We start from the raw sequence: 22283 nt of genomic DNA on the forward strand, positions 1-22283 counted from the left end.
GTTTTATCGTTTAAATGCATGTTCAAACGTGTTTTTTTCTGCGGTATTTGCTAGAACGCGTTTTGGCACAATCACCACAGTTCGATTTTTCAGCTCAATCATGTAGGTCAGTTTTCCAGTTGCAAAATGTGCCACATCACTATAGGCAAACTGCTGCTTACGCCCTGTGGCATACAGCTCGATCCGGTCTTGATATAAATCAATTCCCTGTTCACTTTTACCAAATTGATATTTTACAAATTGACGTTTAAACATCATCGGCAAAAACCAGTAGCGCATAATGATTTGCAAGATCAGGAAAAATACACCCAAGCCAACGTAGTAGCGCCCTACGCCATCCAAGCCTAAATAAATCCCCCATGCAATAATTGCGATACTAATCACTGGGGTAATAAAACGTGTAAAAAGCTTTTTACCGAAAGTTGCAAGGGTAAAACCATCTTGCGACTCTTCTAAATTCAAGTGATAACGTAAAGAAACGGTAGGTTTAAGTTCTGACATAGTGGGTTCAACATACGCGATGAATTACGTTCAAAATACTACACCAGTTCACGCATTTTCTTTAGCATTACCTGTATTTGATTGAAGATTTACATTCGATTATTGGTTAGCTGTCATGTAAATTTATATTTGTATCGAGCTGATAGACGATAGAGCTGGATGTATCAGGAAAGGAAATTGAACGAATAGATCTGCCCATACATTTCAGGCACAAAAAAACCGCAATTAAGCGGTTAATTCTTCAAGTGGTGCGCTCAGAGAGATTCGAACTCCCGACCCCTTAGTTCGTAGCCAAGTGCTCTATCCAGCTGAGCTATGAGCGCGTACTTGATGGAGCGCATTATACGTGTTTTTTAGTTTTTGATAAGTAGTTTTTTCACAAAATAGAGTCAACCGTTCAGTTCTTAAACGAATAAGCTCATCTTGATACTTATTAATGCTTTTTTATAGCAACTTTAGCATTTTCAGCCTATGTACCGTTATCGCTCAAACGCTGATACCCTTGACTCAATCTCTGCTGTATAAACTTTGTCATAAATTCTTACAAAAGCAGAATATATTCATTTTCAATGCATTAACAAAATAAAATGAGAACTTGAATAAGCTTAGTATTAAAAAATTAATTAAGTAAAAGCATTCAAAATAATAAAATTGACCTTACTGCCAAAAATAAAATAAAAAATTTCGCCTCAGGTAAAAGAAAAATTGCATTATAGACATGGGATTAAATCACTTAAATTTATCAATTTTTATTCAAAATAGCTTTAATTCATCGGTTAAATTTTTCTCAGATTCTTTTTTTAAAATTGGCTCAGGTGCCGCTTTTTCTTAATTTTAAGATTTTGTTGACTGTTTTTTATACATAGCCAATACTGAGTCATGGTTAACAAATAGACCGATACATCATTCGCAATAAAGACACAAAACAAGATTAAATTTACAGTTAACCAAAAAATGTATAAGAATTGCACAAATAGGAATGCACACTCATGTTTCTTAAAGCTCTCGTTTCATCTATTTCAAAAATTACTCACGACCTGGGTAATGCTGTTACCAGTCAATCAAGTGCGTCATCGGAAGGTTCGCTGAATCTTTCTTTGTCTTTATCGACCACAGTAACTGCGGTTGCGAGTAGTATTTCCACACTACCAACCACCATTAGCTCCGTGGTAACAAGTTTACCTACAGCACCAACCAGCGTGGTCAGCGATTTATTGGGTACAGTTACTGGTGGCACATCAGGAAATCCACTCGAAACTGTCACCAATTTATTAGGCGGCCTTGCAGGTGGAGGTTCAGGGAATCCACTCGGTACTCTTACAGGCGCATTGAGTAGCGTGACCGCACCATTGCAAACCGGAATCGATGTACTTCAAGGCGTGGAGTCATTGAAAACCGATATTATTACCTCCACGATTGACACCCTAGCCAGCTCTGGCATCAATATTTTGCCTCAGGCTGCCGAGCAGATCTCAGCATTGGCTGGCTTGGGTACACTGACTTTTGAAACCTCTGAAAGCACAGTCAATGGTGTTTTGGATGCCGTTTCGGGTGTGCTCGACCTGAATCCAACAGCAGTCAGTGATGCGTTAACAGGGGTTGCGGCGACATTGGTCGACAGTGGCACAAGTGCCACGGAGATTTTATCCGGCCTCGCAGGTGGACTCGATAGTAATCCACTTGAGTCTGTGACCGATTTATTGGGCGGACTCACTGGCGGTACATCAGGTAATCCACTAGAAGCTGTCACGGATTTATTAGGCGGACTCACTGGCGGTACATCAGGTAATCCACTAGAAGCTGTCACGGATTTATTGGGCGGACTCACTGGCGGTGCATCAGGTAACCCGCTTGAAGCTGTCACGGATTTATTGGGCGGTATTACGGGTGGAACATCCAGCGATCCATTAAGTACCTTAACAGGTGCATTAAGTAGTGTAACCGCACCATTGCAAACTGGAATCGATGCACTTCAAGGGCTAGAATCACTCAAAACCGATATCATTACCTCCACGATCGATACTTTAGAAAGTTCTGGTATTCATATTTTGCCTCAAGCTGCTGACCAAATTTCAGCATTGGCGGATTTAGGTACTTTAACTTTTGAAACTTCTGAAGCGACCGTCAATGGTGTTTTGGATGCTGTTTCTGGTGCACTCGACCTGAATCCAACAGCAGTCAGTGATGCATTAACAGGGGTTGCGGCGACATTGATCGATAGTGGCACGAGTGCCACAGAGATTTTATCTGACCTCACAGGCGGACTCGATAGTAATCCGCTTGAATCTGTGACCGACTTATTAGGTGGACTTGCTGGCGGTACATCAGGCAACCCACTTGAAGCCGTGACGGATTTATTGGGCGGTCTTGCGGGTGCAGGCAGTGTTGGCTCATTTGATACATTAACCGATGTGCTGGGCAGTGTAAGTGATGCTGTCCATGGATTAATAGATGTGGGTGAAACCTTGGTAGTCAGTACTGCCGAAGTAACAGCGGATACTGCACATGCACTTGTTGATATTGTCGATGTCGCCGCAGACAGTACTCTCGATGTGGTCGAGACACTCTTAAACAGTCTCGAAAGCATTTCAACTTCTGCGACAGGTTCAAGTGCTTCCCTTGGTGGCCTAACAGATCTATTAGGCGGTGTGACCTCATCGCTTGGTTCAGTCACCAGTACAAGTCAAGGCTTGGGCAGCGTAACCAATTTGCTTGATCAGCTCTTTGATCAAAACTTAAGCGTGGTTTAAACCCATTTAAACCTTGAACAACCCAGCCGCCTGCTTGATGTAGGCGGTTTTTTTATGGCGTATAAGTAACACGTCATATAGCCAAATTTCAGGCACAAAAAAACCGCAATTAAGCGGTTAATTCTTCAAGTTGGTGCGCTCAGAGAGATTCGAACTCCCGACCCCTTAGTTCGTAGCCAAGTGCTCTATCCAGCTGAGCTATGAGCGCATTACTTGTATGCCTTTCGGCGTTCGTTACTTTTGCAATATTTTACTTGGTGCGCTCAGAGAGATTCGAACTCCCGACCCCTTAGTTCGTAGCCAAGTGCTCTATCCAGCTGAGCTATGAGCGCATTAAGTAAAGTGGCGGTGAGAGAGGGATTCGAACCCTCGGTACAGTTACCCGTACGCATCCTTAGCAGGGATGTGGTTTAAGCCACTCACCCATCTCACCGTAACGAGCCGCCATAATACAAACTAAAGCCCATGACTGCAAGTCATCACTTCTAATTTTTCTTAGTTTTTTATCCAATCATCTATTTTTTAAACAAAAACCACATTAATTTGAGTATTTTCATGCACTGGGCTTGCTACTATAGCGATAAGCACGAATGTATTCGGCCCAAACAGGCATCACACAATCTTGCAATCCATTACGTGCAGTATGTAATGCGATGACGTATGCTAAACTTATCTTCTGTTATGAAGTCAAACGAAATTATGAAAAACTGGATCGATCCTGAAGCAAAAGCGGAAGCTGAACGTTACGATAATCCTATTCCTAGCCGAACCCTTATTCTTAGCACATTAGAACAATTGAATACGCCGCAGTCTCATGCCGAGCTGGTCGAGCATTTTGATATTTTTGATCAAAAAAGTATCGATGCCTTGAGCCATCGTCTGATTGCCATGGTGCGTGATGGTCAGCTGGCAAAAGATGGTTTCAGATTCCAGCTCATTGGTGAGCAACCTACGTTTGATGCCACCGTATATATCAATGCCAAAGGTTTAGGTTCGGCGCATATCGACGGACAAACCGATTTACTCTTGCCTGAACGTGAACTCCGTTTGGTTTTCAATGGTGATCGCGTGACTGTGCGTCAAAGCTCTGTCGATCGTAAAGGCAAAGCATGGGGCTTTATCACAGAAGTATTGCAGCGCCGTGTGAAACAGGTGATTGGTAAATTAAATGTCCATGATGGCGAGTATTTTTTACAGCCAAGTGCTCCAAATGCCCATCAGCCTATTCCGCTTGAAAAAGAATTGGTCGAGCACGCCAAGGTCAATGTTGGCGATCATCTACGTATTGCAATTGATGATTATCCAACACGTGAAGAGTTTGCAACTGGGCACATTGTGCAGTCGATGTCGGATAAAGCCGATACTGAAATTATCATTCCGCAAACGATTTTAGAATTTGGTCTGCCGTATGAGTTTCCAGATGAAGTGATTCAGGAAGCTGAGAGTTTTAAAGAACCCTCGAAAAAAGATATTGAAGGTCGAATCGATTTACGCGATCTACCGCTGGTTACCATTGACGGCGAAGACGCACGCGACTTTGATGATGCTGTTTATGCCGAAAAACGCGCAGGTGGCGGCTACCGTGTCGTGATTGCTATTGCCGATGTGAGCCATTATGTACGTGTTGGAAAACCGCTTGATGATGAGGCACAAGAACGCGGTACATCGGTCTATTTCCCGCATTTTGTATTGCCGATGCTGCCAGAGGCACTCTCGAACGGTTTATGTTCGCTCAATCCGCATGTCGATCGTCTGTGTATGGTGTGTGATCTCAAGCTATCGCGTGCAGGACGCGTCATGAGCTATGAGTTTTATCCATCCGTCATGCATTCAAAAGCGCGTCTCACCTATACCCAAGTGGCGCGGTATTTTGAGGGACAAACCGATGCGATTCCAAATGACAAAAGTGTGCAAAAATCACTAAATACACTGTTTCAGCTCTATCAAACTTTAAAAGACTTGCGTGCCAAACGCCATGCGATGGAGTTTGAAACGGTTGAAACCTACATGACCTTTGATGCTCTAGGTGGTATTAACGAAATTTTGCCACGTACACGTAACGATGCACATAAACTGATTGAAGAATGCATGTTGCTTGCCAACGTCGCAGCCGCTGAATACGCCTTGGCCAATGATATTCCGATGCTTTATCGTGTACATGAGCCACCTGAGTTCTCTCGCATTCAAAAGGTTAAAGATTTTGTTAAATTGCTCGGCCTTCCGTTTCCAGACCAGCCAACACAGGCCGATTACCAGCGCGTGATTGAAGCCACTAAAGACCGAATTGATGCGCCAAGTATTCATTCTGTGTTGCTGCGCTCTATGATGCAGGCGTACTACGGTGCAAAAAATGCGGGACACTTTGGTTTGGCTTATGAGGCCTATACGCATTTCACCTCACCGATTCGTCGTTATCCGGATTTACTGTTACATCGTGCACTCAAAGCACATTTACAGCATAAACCATCTCCACTTTCAGGTGCCGCGCTCGATGAAGCTGGTGAGCATTTCTCACGTACCGAGCGTCGTGCAGATGAAGCATCACGTAGTGTAACCACATGGCTCAAATGTCATTATATGCAGCAACATTTGGGTGAAGAGTTTATTGGTAATATTAGCGCGGTTACTGAGTTTGGGCTGTTTGTTACCTTAAAAGATTTATATGTCGATGGCATGATTCATGTGAGCCAATTAGGCGATGACTTCTTTATCTATGATCAAGCCAGTCAGAGCCTTGTGGGGCAAAATCGTGGGCAAATCTTTGGTTTGGGCGACGAAGTCAAAATCAAGGTCGCAGGCGTGAATCTTGATGAACGTAAAATCGATTTCGAACTGACGCAGCAAATCACGCATGCCGGCCGTATCATTCGTAGCCGTGCCCCGCGCACTACAAAAGCTCAAGCCACTGAACAGGTGTTTCATGGTGCGTCGGATACACAGCCACGTGAACAGCAACGCTCCGAGAAAAAAGACAAAAGCAAGCCAAGCTCTTATACCAAAAAGACGGGCAAGAAAAAAACCTCGTCCAAAACCGCAGTGAAAGCGGAAAAGGACAAGAAAAAGTCTAAAGTCAAAAAGAAAAAGTCCAATGCCAAACCTAAAAGTGATTAATCTAATTGCAGATTAATTTTAGGTCTATGGCAACGATGGCCTAGCATTCATTGACATGCTAGGCCGTCAAAATAAGGTAAAGATTATTTTAACCCAGCAAAAAAGAAATAAAGCATCCTTGATTTCCAGCGCTCGAAGCCTTACATCTATAAGTAAGTTCACTCGATACGGCGAAGACAATGCAATTAGAAAAAGCACATTTACCTGTTCCTCAATTTGACCAGATTCAACTGGACACCCTCAAACAAGATATCGAAAAAAATATTCAGGCAGGTCAACGCTTTCTCGATCAATTAGATACGCCACCTTCAGACTTTGCCGCACAACATGCGCTGGTACAACAGCTTGATCAGCTCGAAAATGCCATGAGCGAATCTTGGGGCGTGTTATCACACTTAAATGCCGTGATGAACAATGCTCAGACGCGTGAAGTCTATCAGGCGCTTTTACCGAGCTTGAGTGAATATTATACGCAGTTGGGTCAACACACAGCGCTGTATCAAAGCTATCAACAGCTTCACGACAGCAGTCAATTTTCAAGTTTAAGTGCTGCCGAACAAAGCGCGATTCGGTTGGCCTTACGAGACTTTAAACTTTCAGGTGTCGCATTAGAAGGTGCCAACAAAGCACGTTATGCAGAAATTTCGGCGCGCCTGTCGCAATTGTCTTCAGACTTTTCCAATCATGTTTTGGATGCCACACAAGCGTATTTCAAACCGCTGTCTGAAGAGGAACTTATAGGTTTACCACAAAGTAGTATCGAATTGCTCAAACAATACGGTCAACAGCGTGAACTAAATCAGCCCGTGGCGACGCTAGATTTTCCGGCCTATCTGGCCATTATGACCTATGCCGAAAATCGTGAGTTACGTGAAACGCTCTATAAAGCTTACACGACACGCGCCTCGGATCAGGCCGATCATCCAGAGTACGATAATACTGCGGTGATGGAAGAGATTTTAGCACTGCGCCAAGAAATGGCTCAGCTCTTGGGCTTCGAAAATTTTGCCGCTTACTCACTGGCCAGTAAAATGGCACCTGATGTAGACACTGTACATGATTTTCTGGTTGATTTAGCGGCGCATGCACGCACACCTGCGCTAAACGAAGTTGAGGAACTGACTGCAATTGCACGTCAAGACGGACTCGATCAGCTACAACCGTGGGACAGCGGCTATTACTCGGAAAAACTGAAACAGCAGCAGTTTAATTTGTCGCAAGAAGCACTCAAACCTTACTTCCCTGCACCTAAAATCATTCAAGGTCTGTTTCAGATTGTGCAGCGTTTATATGGTGTCGATATTGTAGAACGTGAAGCGCCGGTCTGGCATCCGGATGTGCGTTATTACGAACTTGAAGACCAAGGTCAAGTGCTGGCAGGTTTTTATTTCGACCTCTACGCGCGCAGCGGCAAACGTGGTGGCGCATGGATGAGTGGTTTCCGCTCGCGTATGCAAAGCGCACAAGGCTTACAAAAGCCAATCTGCTATATGGTGTGTAATTTTACGCCGCCAGTTGGCAAACAGCCTGCCCTGCTCACACATGATGAGGTCAACACGCTGTTTCATGAGTTTGGTCACGGCCTACACCACATGCTGACCGAAGTCGACAATATTTCAGTTGCAGGTACGCATGGGGTGGCATGGGATGCCGTCGAGCTGCCAAGCCAGTTTATGGAGTTTTGGACATGGGATCAGCAAAGTCTTAATCTGCTCAGTGAACATATCGAAACCAAAGCCCAGTTACCAGAAGCGTTACTCAATGCCTTGCTCAGCGCACGCTTTTTCCAGTCTGGCATGCAAACCTTACGTCAAATCGAATTTGCGTTATTTGACTTAACGATTCACCGCAAGACACCTGCATTAACCAGCAGTCAGATTCAAGCCGAGCTGGATCAGATTCGCCGTGAATTTTCCGTTCTGCCAACTGCTGCTTACAATCGTTTCCAGCACAGTTTTAGCCATATTTTTGCTGGCGGTTATGCAGCGGGTTATTATTCCTATAAATGGGCAGAAGTGCTGGCCAGCGACGCATTTGACCGCTTTGAGAAAGAAGGAATTTTCAATACACAAACTGGTGCAGAGTTCCGTAAGGCCATATTGGCCGTTGGTGGCAAAGACACCGCACTGGATGCATTCGTAAATTTCCGTGGCCGTGAACCCAAAATTGATGCGCTATTGCGTCACCAAGGTTGGACGAACGACCCTCAAACGGCTTAAACTTATCCATCCAGATCAAGCAAGGTGAGTAAATCATGAAACGTCGATTCATTGCAGGTGCAAAATGCCCCAAATGTGGCGCAATGGACCGCGTGGTCATGTTAACCACAGATGAGCATGAATGGATCGAGTGTATCGAATGCGATTACACCGAAAATCGTCCTACTCATGTGGAGGAGCCGGAACAACCGGCTGCGCCAGATGAAGTGGGCGTGATTCAGTTCAAGCCACGAACTAAGTCTTAAATCAATAAAAAAGCACCCGAAGGTGCTTTTTTATTGGACTTATGAATACCAGCCAAACATTTTAAACAGATACGGCGCAAAGGTTACAATCATTAAGGCGGGGAACAACACCATAATCGGAAGCAACCAGCGTTCATAACGATAATAAAAACTGGTGTATTTTTCTTTGGCTTCCTTATCGGCTGCCGAGACTTCTTCATCTCCCACCGACAGCCGCGTCAGTAAGTGATTCAGTGCCACTGGAGGCGTCACATAGCCCAGCTCGAAAGCCACCAAAACGATCATCCAGAAATGAATAGGATGAATCCCATTTTCGTAGGCCACAGGTGCAATGGTCGCTGCTACCAAAATCACTGCACCAAATGGATCGGTACACATACCAATCAGCGCAAGCAACATGGCAATAAAGAACAATGAAATGGTAATACTGCCCAAGTGAGTCGGTAAATACTCGACAATCTCGGTACGCTCAATCAATCCACCAACACTTGCAGACAGTGCCATCAGAATAATTAAGGCGCCAATGTGTCCTACTGTTTCAGCGGTTGCGAAATGCATTGATCTGGCAAATCCACGGCGATACTGACTGCTTTGCGCACCATGTTCACGCAGAAAAGGCGAGTTCTTTTCATGCTCCTTAATTAAAGATTCATGCTCAGCCAATACAGGCACAGATTTTGGCTCTTTACGGGTTTTATCAAACAAAATAATCGCGATCAGGATCAATGGTAGGATCACTGGTGCGGTAAATTCGTTCATGCCGGTATCGAGCGCATATTTATAAAATGCCAGTACCACAATCGTAATCACAATATATGGAATAACCGGAATACAAGCACGCAGCATATTCGGTAATGCTACACGTGGCGAATTCACGCGGAATTTTGTATCGGCCAGTAATAATGATACGCCTAAAAAGATAAATGCAGTCAACCAGAAAACATAAAAGCCATGATCGAATAATTCATCTGAGGTGACATGACGGCTATCCAGCATGGCAATTAAAACCACCAGCAAACATGGTCGAACCACCACCCCGAGTGAGCCAGACATTGCCGATACAGCTAGCGCATATTGACGGCGTGCACCCGAATTCCAGACTTCTTTGTAAATAATTGCCCCTGCTGCAATTACGAAAATACCAGAAGCTCCGGTATAGGCGGTTGGAATCGCAGCAGCCAGCAAAATTAGCCATGTTAGGGTTTCAGGTGCCAGATTCCACGGACGTAAAATATCCAGAAATAGATCCATTACTCGGGTTTGGGTCAGTAACATCCCCGCCCAGATAAACAGCGCCAGATTTAGGAAAATCCCGGAAAACTCGACCAGAATTCCCAAGTAAATCCCTTGCCCCATCGGGTAATCCATAAAGAAGGTAAAGGCTAGACCCGTCAAAATCGACATATAGGCATACAGCGGTACACTGAGCAAGGCAAGGCCGATATTCCCTCCAGGTTGCGCCTGTTTAGGAATACGAAACAATTGAAATACGCTGATCAATGTCAAAATACCAAATAAGCCAATCCATAGCCACGACACCACCAATGCTTCATGGGTAATGGCCACACCGGACTGGATTAAAGAATGATACTGACTGATAGTCGATAGCGTCAGCAAAGCATTCCCGATGACCATTGCAATCGAGTACACCACAAAATCAATTTTTGATTTTGGGCTACGTAAACCAATATGATGAATTTTTAAACTGGCTGTAATCGCGGCAAAAAACACCATGATCAAAAGGAAAATCGTGCGATTATCCACGCCAAATTTAAATATCCCAAAAAATCCTGTTTCAAGCGCGCGATAAGTCCGTAAGCTTGGGTGCTTGTCCAAATGCGCGATTGCCTTGTCATAAAACTGATATTTTTCTTCACACAACTGCTGTGCTGCCAGAAGTGATGCGCGAACGTCCTGTTCGGATGCTGCACCAAAGAAGTCGGCAAACTCATCATTTTTATTGGCTTTCATCTGCGCCTGAACTTGCGCATCAATATTAGGATGTCGATCGCAACTCGGCTTTTGTGGTTCAGCACGTAAAAATGAATATTGCATTCCGGTGGCCGGATCGCCATAGAGCCGTTCACCCATACGCAATAGCTGCCCATGAATCATTTCTCCTGTCCCGACAATCAAGGTCAGTAACAGCAAAATAAGGATGGCAAATGTCGAAATCCATTCATTCCAGATATAACCCAGCAGACCTAGGCCAGACCTTTGTTGTTGATTTTCTTGCATATCTATTCCACTTTATTTTGATTGTCAGGTTTATCTACCGATAAACATGCGTTCCTTGGCAGTAGGTATCCGCCCATCCGCCGTACGTTATATTTGTTTAAATTTGCAACACTCCGTTCAAGATAAGAATGACTCAAATGATTTTTTTAAAGGCGTTTTGTGTCAACTCTTTGCTAATTTAAATTGAGTATAGAGTAAATAAAGTCCGCCTGCGGCAGCGCCAGCAATTGCTCCAAGCAAATGTGATTCAATCAAAACAGGACTGCCAATCAGTTGGGCCGTACCCGTTTGTCCAAATGTATTTTCCCAGATCACCTTGAGCACAATCAGCGCCAACACCAATGCGGCAAATTTTCGCTCCTTGCGATAACGTAACGACACCAATGCTACGGCCACATAGAGCCCATGCAGTACACCCGAAAAGCCGGCATAGGCCTCAATATAGGGCATAAGATAATAAAATCCGAGGCTAATACAGGGTGAAATCGTCACAATCAAGATGAGCAACTGTAGATTCTTAACATGCGGAAAAATAAAGGGTAAACACACAAATGCCAGCAGATTTAAAATGAAATGAATCCAACCAACATGCACCCAATGCGCAGTCCAGAATCGCCAGAAGTCGTTGGGTAAACTATCACGCCAGTAAATAAAGACATCGGAAAAAACCTGCAAGCTTGCAGACAACGAGGCACACACCGCAACAAAAATGAATCTGGACATCCAAAATTGATGTTTGTTCATGTGACCTCCTTTGCCGCCCTCATGCATACTTGTGAGATCTACCGTCAGTCAAATCGCCGACAGATCATTGAGGCATTGGCTTATTTCGACGACACTGCTTTCGGCGTTGCCGCAGGTTGACTGGCAGCAGCTGCACCATCGGCATTAAAAAGATCTTCCAAGTCAGATGATCCTTTACTTTGCTCATCCCAGAACGTACTCATACCACCGTCATCGGTACGAATACCTGTATGTTCGGTCCAGTAACGATCCGAAATATTTTGGACCATAACACCTGCCATGGCATCGATCAGTTTGAAATCTGGATTCACTGGTTTATCTTCGGCACGCGAGGCATCATAAGTTTTTAAAGCATCTCGAATCTTGCTGTCATCACCGCTGGCCTGTGCTGCAACGGCATACAAGGCATGCGATAAACGCACTCCTTTTTGCTCACCGATCTGTGCAGATTGTTTGAGTGTGGTATAAGGATCTGGTTTGCCATCTCCCGCCCCTGGCAATAACGTCCAGATTACGGCTCGGGTTGCATTTGGTGCGCCCCAAAACTTGGTATTGTCCAGACAGGTCATGCTGCGCTCTACAATACCTGCGATATCTTTGGGTACATTTACCGATCCACCCGAATTGATGTCATTGGTAATGGCTTGCAAGCCACTCACCAAACCTAATAAGTAGATGGTCTGATCTAGATCGTTACGCATGGTTGGGCATGATTCGCCAAGATGATAGTGGTACTTGCTCTCCCAGCGCTTTGCAAACAGTTGATATCCTGAATATTGTCTTTCTGCTGCCACGGCAGCCCAGCGTTTTTGCTCGATCCGGGCATCTTGAGCCTCAGAGACCTGACCTGCTTTGGATGCACGTAAATAGCGAAGTTCTTGCTCTAATGCCTGACGCTCTGCACACATGCCTGAAGCGGCATAAAGGAGCACTGCCATGCGGGTTGGATCTGCCCCCATGTCTTTGGTCGACATCACTACAGGCGTTAAGCTATTGCCAGCATTACAGACCATATCGACATCATCCATCTTTAATATGGGCGGTACGATATGTTTTTCACCGAACTTCAAGGCGACGTTCGCACCCGATTTGATAAAATATGAACATCCAGAGAGTACAGATGTTGCAACAACCACTGCGGTCAGTCCTCGACCCAGTTTAAGCAGATTCGACATATCTCATTCCTCGAGGTAATTTTATTGTTTTGCTTTTGCCGTACATTAGCAGATGGATGATCCGTTTCAAAGCGTCAAAGGCGATGCTGCATTTCTATACTTTGACATATCTAAAGTAGAATGAATTGGCATTTTGACAAAAAATATATAAATTTTGGGCAAAAAAAAGTAGCATTGCGACGGTTCAGCACATGCTACTTATAAACTGGACAAATCCAGAATGAGACTATCGGTGTTGTAAATAATCCTTGATTACGGTTCCCACGCGTCCTACGATCACCGCCAGAACAAAGGCAATGACTGGAAACAACCATGCTGGAATATCGATCATTTCGACCTCCTTCACATTGAGCGTTGGTAAGGCTACTTTAGCGAATCGGTTTAAGAAGATTGAAGGATATTGTCTAACAATTCACACTTTTTAAGTTTTTTATGTAAGATGACCAAACAATTTTATCTTAAATTATCTTATTTATATGATTTATATCAAAAATATTATAAGTCGCTACCTAAGATTGTTAAACAATCAACCTAACTTTGCCAGACGTTTCAAACGCTTCCAGTCTTGCTGCATCACCTGATCTCGCCAAATCACCATGGAGAAGCGAGAGGGAACTGTGCGTAAGATCATATACAACTCGTGATCAATCACGCGCTCTAGCACAATTGAATAAGGCTGTGCTGAATCTGAAGCGTGGCAAGACCATAACTGCTGATCAAGTTGCCCTACCGCCATTACTCTGGGTCGGCGTAAAAACATCGCAAAGCTGATTAGCATAAGGATATTGAGTAGCAACCATAGCCACAATGGACAGATCTGCCAGAGCAATCCACTGATTGAACCGAAAATCATGAGCTGAAACAAAAGGGCAAGCTTACTTCGTTTCAGCGCAAAATATGGCTGCTTAGCCATGCACGTAATGTTTCAATTTTACAATTAAATGCTTGAGTTCAACTTGAGGTGGTTCACTCACTTCCATAAACCAGTCGAGTAAATCTGGATCTTCTTGCGCGACCAGCTCGGCAAATAATGCTTTTTCTGTCGGATCAGCTGTCAGATAGTGATGTTTGACATACGGATCAAAGTACACATCAATTTCTTTTAAGCCACGTCGTGCACGGTAAATAACTTTACGTTCTTCAAGTGTTAGATCTTCAGACATATATTTCCCCTTTCTGATTAAGCCCTCATAGTTTACCCGAAGCATCTATCAATGGAGGAATGATTTTTATGGATTGACCAATTTCATCATTTCCAGATCATGATTGAGCATTCTTCACATTGTCTCTAGCTAGCGATTTGGCATTTACTGCACAAAGAATCAACACAGTTTAAAAAGGATTTCTCATGCAATCTGGTGCCATTCGTCCAATTCCCTCCATGCTACCACGTGCATTGTTTAATGAAGAACACAATGCATTTCGCGAAACCGTGCGCAAGTTTTATGAAAAAGAAGTGGTTCCCAATATCGAAAAATATGAAGCACAGCAACACGTTGATCGGGATTTATGGAATAAAGCGGGTGCTCTAGGCCTGTTATGCACCACCATGCCTGAAGAGTATGGTGGATCTGGAGTGGATCGACTCTACAGCATGATCTTGATTGAAGAACAAGCCTACGCCATGGATTCAAGTACCGGCTTTTCTTTACACTCCGACATTGTGGCCAATTACATCAATAATTTTGGGAATGAAGCACAAAAACAGCAGTGGTTGCCACGTATGGCGAGCGGTGAAGTTGTGACGGCCATTGCCATGACTGAGCCGGGTACGGGCTCGGACTTACAAGCCGTGCGCACCAGTGCAGTACTCGATGGCGATGAATATGTAATCAATGGCTCTAAAATTTTTATTACCAACGGCTATCTTTGTGACATGGCCATTGTGGTGTGTAAAACCGGTCATAACGAAAAAGGCTCTGCGAATTTATCGCTGATCATGGTGGAAGCCAACCGTGCAGGATTTAGTAAAGGCAAACCGTTAAACAAGATTGGCATGAAAGGTCAGGATACCTGTGAGCTATTTTTTGATAACGTCCGCGTTCCCAAAGAAAACCTGCTGGGTATGGAAGGTATGGGCTTTATCATGCTAATGAAAGAACTGGCATGGGAGCGCATGCTAGTGGCGATTATCTGCCAAGCCGGTGCTGAGGCTGCATTTGCCCACACGGTTCAATATACCAAAGACCGTAAAGCCTTTGGTAAAGCCATTGCAAGCTTTCAAAATACACGCTTCAAACTGGCCGAATTGCGCACAGAAATTGATTTTGGACGTGCCTATCTCGATCGTTGCATGCAATTACAACTTGACGATCAACTTGGCATTGATGCAGCTGCGGCAGCCAAATACAAAATTTCAGATCTGTTCTCCAAAGTGGTCGATGATTGCTTACAATTGCATGGCGGCTACGGCTACATGATGGAGTATCCAATTGCACGCGCTTACATCGATAACCGGGCCAATCGTATTTATGCGGGAACAAATGAAATTATGAAAGAATTAATTGCCCGAACGCTTTAAGTTTATTGATTTAAGTTAATAAAAAAAGGGAGCAAACACGTGCTCCCCTTTTTTAATTTGATCATCTTCTATTACGAGACCAGTTTTGGCTTACGCTCTGCCACAGGTGTAGCCGTATGGAATTGCAAGACACCATCATCAAAACGCGCCTGTTTTAAAGCTTTACGATCGGCCAAATAATTATTGGTGACTTTCCAAGGCGCATGTTTACCTTGCTTTGGCATCACATTGGCCGCACGGGCAATATACCCCGAAGTTAGGCTTCCCATCACAGTATCATCAAGCAGTTCTGCCTGATCACCCTTTGGTATAACTTCATCGTAATGATGCTGATCCATATAATTGAGCAAGCGACAAATATAATCGGCAGCAATGTCGACTTTTAAAGTCCAAGATGCATTGATGTAACCAATAATCATGGCCATATTTGGCACATCACTCACCATCACGCCTTGATACAACATGCATTTAGAGGTATTCAATGGCTGACCATCGATTGAGCCTTTAATACCACCCAAAATCTGAATCTCAAGCCCAGTGGCAGACACAATAATATCGGCGTCTAGATGTTGCCCAGATTTTAACAAAATACCAGTTTCAGTCAGCTCTTGAATTTGATCGGTTTCAACACTGGCTTGACCAGAGCGCAGAATCTTAAATAAATCGCCATCAGGAACGACACATAAACGTTGATCCCAAGGATTATATGAAGGTGTAAAGTGTTTCATGTCCACTTTGCCCTTCAACTGCATTTCAATCGACTTCAGTAATAGTCGACGCACCAGCTTAGGCTGCTTTTGCGACAAGGCATAAATGCCGCGCTGGACACCAATATTACGTGCACGGGTCAGTTTATAGGCGACATCTTCGGGCAAAATCTTGCGCATGCGATCATAAATCATATCGATGGCTGGAACTGAAGCGATATAAGTCGGTGAGCGTTGCAACATCGTGACATGTCCAGCTCCACCCTTCACCATGGCTGGCACTAGTGTAATCGCAGTGGCACCACTTCCAATAATCACCACTTTCTTTCCAGCATAATCTAGATTTTCTGGCCAGTGTTGTGGATGAATCAACTGACCTTTGAAGGCTTCCTTATTTGGGAAATCAGGTGCAAAACCTTGATCGTAGTTGTAATAGCCCGTGCAACCCACAATAAAATTCGCAATCCACGTCTGTTTTTTTTGTGTCGCATCTTCTATTTCAACAAACCATTTTTTTTGTAAAGAATCGTAATTTGCAGACAATACGCGGTGTTTGAAATGAATTTTTTCAGCCAGTTTATATTCATCGACCACTTCTGCCAGATAGTTTTTAATGGCAGGACCAGAAGCAAGCACATTGGCACTTTGCCATGGCTTGAAGTTAAAACCAAAAGTTGACATGTCAGAATCTGATCGAATACCCGGATAACGGAATAAATCCCATGTACCGCCAATACTCTCACGACGCTCAATGATCTCAAACTGACGTTGAGGAGAACTTTTTGAAAGGTGTGCGGCAATTCCAATGCCAGAAATACCTGCACCCACAATCAAGATATCAATGTGCTTTTCCATGTTGTTTTTATAACCTTGAAAACAGTTCAACTTTATTAAAGCACAAATTTGACAATACACAATGTCAAGTTTAAACCATTTATCGGGTTTTCATGTCAATACAGGACAAAATATACAGGCATAAAAAAAGACCGGTAAAAACCGATCTTTTTTTGAATAAGAAACTTATTCTGCTGAAGTGTTTACTTCGCGATCTACTAGCTCTACGTAAGCCATCGGCGCTGCATCACCAGCACGGAAGCCCGCTTTAAGAACACGTAGATAACCGCCGTTACGTTCTTTGTAACGAGGGCCGAGTACGGTAAATAATTTACCTACAGTTGCAGCATTACGAGTACGAGCAAACGCTAAGCGACGGTTTGCTACAGTATCGTTTTTCGCTAGAGTGATTAAAGGCTCAGCAACACGACGCAATTCTTTCGCTTTAGGCACAGTTGTTTTGATTAACTCGTGCTCAAACAATGAATTTGCCATGTTTTGAAACATCGCTTTACGATGGCTGCTTGTACGGCCTAATTTCACACCACTATTACGATGACGCATGGTGATAGTCCTACTTAATTAACGGCTGCGATAGGCAAAGCGATCGTCCATGCGTAAACTAGCAGGTGGCCAGTTTTCTAAACGCATGCCGAGTTGCAAGCCTTTCGAAGCTAAAACATCTTTAATCTCAGTCAACGATTTTTTACCTAGGTTAGGAGTTTTTAACAACTCAACTTCAGTACGTTGAACAAGATCACCAATGTAGTAAATATTTTCTGCTTTCAAACAGTTAGCAGAACGAACAGTAAGCTCTAGATCATCTACTGGACGAAGCAAGATTGGGTCAACTTCTTCACGAGGTTCTTGAGCAACAGGTGCTTGATCTTTCTGAAGATCAACAAAAATTGCAATTTGTTGTTGCAAGATTGTTGCCGCTTTGCGGATTGCTTCTTCAGGATCTACAGTTCCGTTGGTTTCAAGATCGATAACCAGTTTATCTAGATCGGTACGTTGTTCTACACGCGCATTTTCAACGGTGTAAGAAACACGTTTGATCGGGCTGTACGACGCATCTAACTGTAGGCGACCTACCGGGCGAGTTTCGCCTTCCGGGAAACGCGAGTCAGAAGTTTCATAACCACGACCTTGAGATACTTTCAAGCGCATTTTGATTGAGCCTGAAGCACTCAAAGTACCAATAAGATGTTCTGGATTGACCACTTCAACATTATGAGGTAAACGTAGATCAGCGGCAGTAATGTCGCCTGGTCCTTGTTTCTCTAATGTCAAATATGCTTCATTTTGATCGAACAGCTTAATAGACAATCCTTTAAGGTTCAGCAAGAGCTCGACGATGTCCTGCTGCAAGCCTTCTAAAGTACTGTACTCGTGCTCGACGCCTTCTATTTCAACTTCAACCACAGCAGCGCCAGGCAAAGAAGACAATAGAATGCGACGTAAAGCATTACCTAGAGTGTGACCAAAGCCACGCTCTAAAGGTTCCAGAATCACTTTTGCCGAGGTCCCGCTCACCGCTTCGACCTTGATCGCTTGCGGAGTTAGAAACTCGTTTGCAGTACGCGTCATTTATTGCTACCTCAAGGATTATTTAGAATACAATTCTACAATCAAGCTTTCGTTGATTTCAGCAGGCAAATCAGAACGATCTGGCGCAGCTTTGAACGTACCTTCAAGCTTAGAATGATCAACTTCCATCCAAGCAGGAATACCACGTTGAGCAGCTAATTCAATTGCGTTTTTGATACGTAATTGTTGTTTAGCACCTTCATGCACTGCAATCACGTCACCCGCTTTCACTTGAATAGACGCGATGTTTACACGACGGCCATTTAAAGTGATTGAACGGTGACTTACCAACTGACGAGCTTCTGCACGTGTAGAACCAAAACCCATGCGATAAACAACGTTATCGAGGCGGCTTTCAAGCAATTTCAACAAGTTTTCACCTGTTGCGCCTTTAACACGAGCTGCTTCTTTATAGTAATTACTAAATTGACGCTCTAACACACCGTACATACGACGTACTTTTTGTTTTTCACGTAATTGTAGTGAATACTCTGATTGCTTACCGCGAGCTTGGCCATGTTGACCAGGCGCTTTCGCATGTTTTTTAGTTTTGACGTCAAATGGTTTAACGCCAGATTTAAGCTGCAGGTCTGTCCCTTCGCGACGAGAGAGTTTGCATTTTGGACCAATATAACGAGCCATGAATGTTTCTCCTTACACGCGACGTTTTTTAGGTGGACGGCAACCGTTGTGAGGGATTGGAGTCACATCGGTAATGCTGTTGATCTTATAACCCACTGCGCCTAATGCACGAACCGCAGACTCACGACCTGGACCAGGACCTTTTACAAGGACGTCTAGGTTTTTCAAACCGTAATCCAAAGCTGCTTTACCAGCAACTTCAGCAGCTACCTGAGCAGCAAACGGAGTTGATTTACGTGAACCACGGAAGCCTTGTCCACCTGAGGTGGCCCAAGCCAATGCATTACCTTGACGATCGGTAATCGTAACAATGGTGTTATTAAAAGACGCGTGAATGTGTGCAACACCTTCAGAGACGGTACGGGTGACCTTCTTGCGTGTGCGAGTATCTTTAGCCATCTTTTAGCTTCCAGAAATCTTACTTTTTAATCGGTTTGCGCGGACCTTTACGGGTACGTGCGTTAGTTTTGGTGCGTTGTCCGCGGACAGGCAAGCTGCGACGATGACGAAGGCCACGGTAGCAACCTAAATCCATTAAACGTTTAATGTTCATGGAAATTTCGCGACGTAAGTCACCTTCGGTTGGAACCTTAGCAACTTCTGCACGAATCGCATCAAGCTGAGCATCATCCAACTCACGGATTTTAGTGGTTTGACCAATACCAGCAGCAGCTAAGATGTTCTTAGCAGTGTGGCGACCAATACCAAAAATATACGTGAGGGAGATAACAGCATGCTTGTTATCCGGAATGTTTACACCGGCAATACGAGCCATTCACTTTCTCCAAAAAGGCAGTAGATAATCAACCGCCCCACAAAAAATCTTTGAGGGGCGGATATTAACCTAATTAGCCTACTGAAATCAACAGGTCTTGATCAGATTAACCTTGACGCTGCTTATGACGAGGTTCTGCGCTACAAATTACGCGAATTACCCCATTACGACGGATAACTTTACAGCTACCACAAATTTTCTTTACAGAAGCTTGTACTTTCATGATGAAACCTCTAAGTGCGCTTATCCCTTAGGATGAGCAGTCGTTTTTCTCATTAACGTTTGATTGTCATATTGATGAGACGTGAGATGTGCTTGCAATTGAGCCATAAAGTCCATCACCACAACCACTACGATCAACAACGATGTACCGCCCAAATGGAACGGAATACCGAATGAATTCTGCAGGATCATTGGCATCAAACACACCACAGTAATATAAATCGCACCAATAAACGTCAAACGATTAAGAATATGATCTAAATAACGAGCCGTTTGCTCACCTGGGCGTATACCAGGTACATATGCGCCGCTACGTTTTAAGTTTTCTGACACTTCTTTCGGACTGAAAACCAGTGCCGTGTAGAAATAACAGAAGAAAATAATTAACGTACCGAACAGCATTAAATACAACGGCTGTCCAGGCGATAACACGAGTGCCAAATCTTGCAAGCTACGCTTTACAATACCCGCATTCGGATCTGCACTACCTAACCATTGACCCAAGCTCGCTGGAAATAATAACAATGAGCTGGCAAAAATAGCTGGAATTACACCGGCCATATTAATTTTCAATGGCAAATGCGTTTGCTGTGCAGTGAATATCCGGCGACCTTGTTGCTTTTGTGCATAGTTAACAGGAATGCGTCGTTGTGCTTTTTCGATAAACACAATTGCTGCAAGGACAGCAAGAGATAACAAGGCAAATACGGCAATTCCAATTAAACTGCCCTGCCCATTTTGGACAGAAGTAAAGGCCTGAATTACCTGATTGGGTAACCCTGCAACAATTCCTGCAAAAATGATCATCGAGATACCATTACCAATACCACGTTCGGTAATTTGTTCTCCCAACCACATTAGGAACATCGTTCCAGCAACCAAAGAGGTTACCGCAGGAACATAAAATGCTAGTCCGGAAGTCAGCGTAATTCCCTGACTAATCAGACCAGCACACATCCCTACACCTTGCACGAGTGCAAGAAATAAGGTGCCATAACGCGTGTATTGATTAATTTTGCGCTTGCCTTGCTCGCCTTCTTTCTTTAAAGCTTCTAGCGAAGGAACGACCGTAGACATTAACTGCACGATAATCGATGCTGAAATATACGGCATGATCCCTAGTGCGAGAATTGACATACGTTCTAATGCACCGCCAGAGAACATATTAAATAAACCCAAGAAGGTTCCTTCATTGGCTTTAAAAAAACGTGCTAGCGCTACATTATCAATACCCGGCAACGGAATATGCGCTCCTAGTCGAAAGACCAGCAATGCACCAATCAAGAACATTAATCGGCGAATAATTTCACGGTATTTCACGTGAAACGGCTGTCCTTTCATCATGTTGACATGACCTGAAGAACTAGGAGACATAGACACTCGGCATTACTCCTCGACTTTACCGCCAGCAGCTTCAATTGCAGCTTTAGCGCCTTTAGTCAAAGCAACACCTTGCACAGTAAACGCGCGAGTTACTTCACCAGAAAGAACAACACGTGCACGAACTTGGTCACGACGAACAACGTTCGCAGCTTTCAAAGTTTCAAGGCTAACAACTTCGCCTTCCACTTTGTTGAGTTCAGATAAACGCACTTCAGCAGTTTTCAAAGCGATTTGGCTAGTGAAACCGAATTTAGGCAAACGACGATAAATCGCTGTTTGACCGCCTTCAAAGCCTGGGCGTACACCACCGCTCTTACGTGATTTTTGACCTTTGACACCACGGCCACCAGTCTTACCAACGCCAGAGCCGATACCACGACCTAAACGACGGTTGTCACGTTTTGCACCTTCTGCAGGTGCAAGTTCATTTAAACGCAGAGTCATGGTTTACTCCTCTACACTAACCATATAGTAGACTTTGTTGATCATACCGCGGTTTGAAGGAGTATCTTGTACTTCTACCGTATGACCAATACGACGCAGACCTAAACCTTGTAGGCAAAGTTTGTGATTTTTCAAACGATGCGAAGCAGATTTGATCTGGGTAACTTTAATCGTTTTCATGA

General features: G+C 44.0%; 21 protein-coding genes and 4 tRNA genes. 5 read left to right on the forward strand and 20 right to left on the reverse strand.

Annotation, left to right across the window (positions count from 1 at the left end):
- Positions 1-3 precede the first annotated feature (3 nt).
- Complete coding sequence (locus tag QLG00_RS14635) at positions 4-501, reverse strand: YcxB family protein (protein WP_004934603.1); 498 nt, start codon at positions 499-501, stop codon at positions 4-6.
- A 246-nt stretch (positions 502-747) separates the two neighbouring features.
- Positions 748-824 (reverse strand) — tRNA-Arg (locus tag QLG00_RS14640).
- Positions 825-1490: 666 nt separating this feature from the next.
- Between QLG00_RS14640 and QLG00_RS14645 the strand changes: the two genes are divergently transcribed.
- Positions 1491-3251, forward strand: coding sequence for a hypothetical protein (locus QLG00_RS14645; protein ID WP_119690027.1), 1761 nt, complete (start codon positions 1491-1493; stop codon positions 3249-3251).
- 131 nt (positions 3252-3382) lie between these two features.
- On the opposite strand, the gene QLG00_RS14650 is transcribed toward QLG00_RS14645, so the two are convergent.
- The 3 genes from QLG00_RS14650 to QLG00_RS14660 form a co-directional block, all read right to left on the reverse strand.
- Positions 3383-3459 (reverse strand) — tRNA-Arg (locus QLG00_RS14650).
- A 47-nt stretch (positions 3460-3506) separates the two neighbouring features.
- A tRNA-Arg gene (locus QLG00_RS14655) sits at positions 3507-3583 on the reverse strand.
- Between the two features lie 11 nt (positions 3584-3594).
- Positions 3595-3684, reverse strand: a tRNA-Ser gene (locus QLG00_RS14660).
- Between the two features lie 263 nt (positions 3685-3947).
- Here QLG00_RS14660 and rnr point away from each other — a divergent pair.
- From rnr to QLG00_RS14675, 3 genes are all read left to right on the forward strand, one after another.
- The gene (gene rnr / locus QLG00_RS14665; RefSeq protein WP_282471332.1) at positions 3948-6362 is read left to right on the forward strand and encodes a ribonuclease R; all 2415 of its coding nucleotides are present in this window, start codon (positions 3948-3950) and stop codon (positions 6360-6362) included.
- Positions 6363-6541: 179 nt separating this feature from the next.
- Positions 6542-8581, forward strand: coding sequence for a M3 family metallopeptidase (locus tag QLG00_RS14670; protein WP_227264833.1), 2040 nt, complete (start codon positions 6542-6544; stop codon positions 8579-8581).
- 35 nt (positions 8582-8616) lie between these two features.
- A complete protein-coding gene (locus QLG00_RS14675) occupies positions 8617-8826 on the forward strand; it encodes a YheV family putative zinc ribbon protein (RefSeq protein WP_004934591.1) in 210 nt (69 codons plus the stop codon).
- A gap of 39 nt (positions 8827-8865) precedes the next feature.
- On the opposite strand, the gene QLG00_RS14680 is transcribed toward QLG00_RS14675, so the two are convergent.
- The 5 genes from QLG00_RS14680 to QLG00_RS14700 all read right to left on the reverse strand — a co-directional run bounded on the left by QLG00_RS14680 (position 8866) and on the right by QLG00_RS14700 (position 14146).
- Entirely contained in the window at positions 8866-11064 is a 2199-nt protein-coding gene (locus QLG00_RS14680) for a TRAP transporter large permease subunit (RefSeq protein ID WP_004945206.1), read from the reverse strand.
- A gap of 162 nt (positions 11065-11226) precedes the next feature.
- Entirely contained in the window at positions 11227-11808 is a 582-nt protein-coding gene (gene rrtA / locus QLG00_RS14685) for a rhombosortase (protein WP_282471301.1), read from the reverse strand.
- A gap of 80 nt (positions 11809-11888) precedes the next feature.
- Positions 11889-12983 (reverse strand): hypothetical protein, encoded by a 1095-nt coding sequence (locus QLG00_RS14690; RefSeq protein WP_004934582.1) that lies wholly within the window; start codon positions 12981-12983, stop codon positions 11889-11891.
- Between the two features lie 526 nt (positions 12984-13509).
- Entirely contained in the window at positions 13510-13896 is a 387-nt protein-coding gene (locus QLG00_RS14695) for a hypothetical protein (protein WP_151746509.1), read from the reverse strand.
- Entirely contained in the window at positions 13889-14146 is a 258-nt protein-coding gene (locus QLG00_RS14700; protein WP_004934571.1) for a succinate dehydrogenase assembly factor 2, read from the reverse strand. Before QLG00_RS14700 ends, QLG00_RS14695 begins: the two co-directional genes overlap by 8 nt.
- A 185-nt stretch (positions 14147-14331) precedes the next feature.
- Between QLG00_RS14700 and QLG00_RS14705 the strand changes: the two genes are divergently transcribed.
- Positions 14332-15504, forward strand: a complete 1173-nt coding sequence (locus tag QLG00_RS14705; protein WP_004934569.1) for an acyl-CoA dehydrogenase family protein — start codon at positions 14332-14334, stop codon at positions 15502-15504.
- A 71-nt stretch (positions 15505-15575) separates the two neighbouring features.
- Here the strand turns inward: QLG00_RS14705 and QLG00_RS14710 are convergent, their stop codons facing one another.
- From QLG00_RS14710 to rpmD, 10 genes are all read right to left on the reverse strand, one after another.
- Positions 15576-17066 (reverse strand): NAD(P)/FAD-dependent oxidoreductase, encoded by a 1491-nt coding sequence (locus tag QLG00_RS14710; RefSeq protein ID WP_055414910.1) that lies wholly within the window; start codon positions 17064-17066, stop codon positions 15576-15578.
- A 165-nt stretch (positions 17067-17231) separates the two neighbouring features.
- The gene (gene rplQ, locus QLG00_RS14715; RefSeq protein ID WP_004934563.1) at positions 17232-17609 is read right to left on the reverse strand and encodes a 50S ribosomal protein L17; all 378 of its coding nucleotides are present in this window, start codon (positions 17607-17609) and stop codon (positions 17232-17234) included.
- Positions 17610-17627: 18 nt separating this feature from the next.
- Positions 17628-18635 carry a DNA-directed RNA polymerase subunit alpha gene (gene rpoA, locus QLG00_RS14720; protein ID WP_004924164.1) on the reverse strand — a complete coding sequence of 336 codons (1008 nt, stop codon included), beginning with the start codon at positions 18633-18635 and terminating at the stop codon, positions 17628-17630.
- A gap of 18 nt (positions 18636-18653) precedes the next feature.
- A complete protein-coding gene (gene rpsD, locus QLG00_RS14725; RefSeq protein ID WP_004934559.1) occupies positions 18654-19277 on the reverse strand; it encodes a 30S ribosomal protein S4 in 624 nt (207 codons plus the stop codon).
- Between the two features lie 12 nt (positions 19278-19289).
- Entirely contained in the window at positions 19290-19676 is a 387-nt protein-coding gene (gene rpsK, locus QLG00_RS14730; RefSeq protein ID WP_001040166.1) for a 30S ribosomal protein S11, read from the reverse strand.
- 19 nt (positions 19677-19695) lie between these two features.
- Positions 19696-20052, reverse strand: coding sequence for a 30S ribosomal protein S13 (rpsM, locus tag QLG00_RS14735; protein WP_004934556.1), 357 nt, complete (start codon positions 20050-20052; stop codon positions 19696-19698).
- 106 nt (positions 20053-20158) lie between these two features.
- Entirely contained in the window at positions 20159-20275 is a 117-nt protein-coding gene (gene rpmJ / locus QLG00_RS14740) for a 50S ribosomal protein L36 (protein WP_000867907.1), read from the reverse strand.
- Between the two features lie 20 nt (positions 20276-20295).
- Complete coding sequence (gene secY / locus QLG00_RS14745; protein ID WP_171063726.1) at positions 20296-21615, reverse strand: preprotein translocase subunit SecY; 1320 nt, start codon at positions 21613-21615, stop codon at positions 20296-20298.
- Positions 21616-21660: 45 nt separating this feature from the next.
- Positions 21661-22101: a 50S ribosomal protein L15 gene (gene rplO / locus QLG00_RS14750; protein ID WP_004934550.1), complete on the reverse strand. Its 441-nt coding sequence runs from the start codon at positions 22099-22101 to the stop codon at positions 21661-21663.
- Positions 22102-22104: 3 nt separating this feature from the next.
- Positions 22105-22281, reverse strand: coding sequence for a 50S ribosomal protein L30 (rpmD, locus tag QLG00_RS14755; RefSeq protein WP_004924142.1), 177 nt, complete (start codon positions 22279-22281; stop codon positions 22105-22107).
- Between the last annotated feature and the right edge of the window lie 2 nt (positions 22282-22283).

It is taken from the genome of Acinetobacter sp. V89_7, assembly GCF_029967895.1.
Lineage (GTDB): Bacteria > Pseudomonadota > Gammaproteobacteria > Pseudomonadales > Moraxellaceae > Acinetobacter > Acinetobacter soli.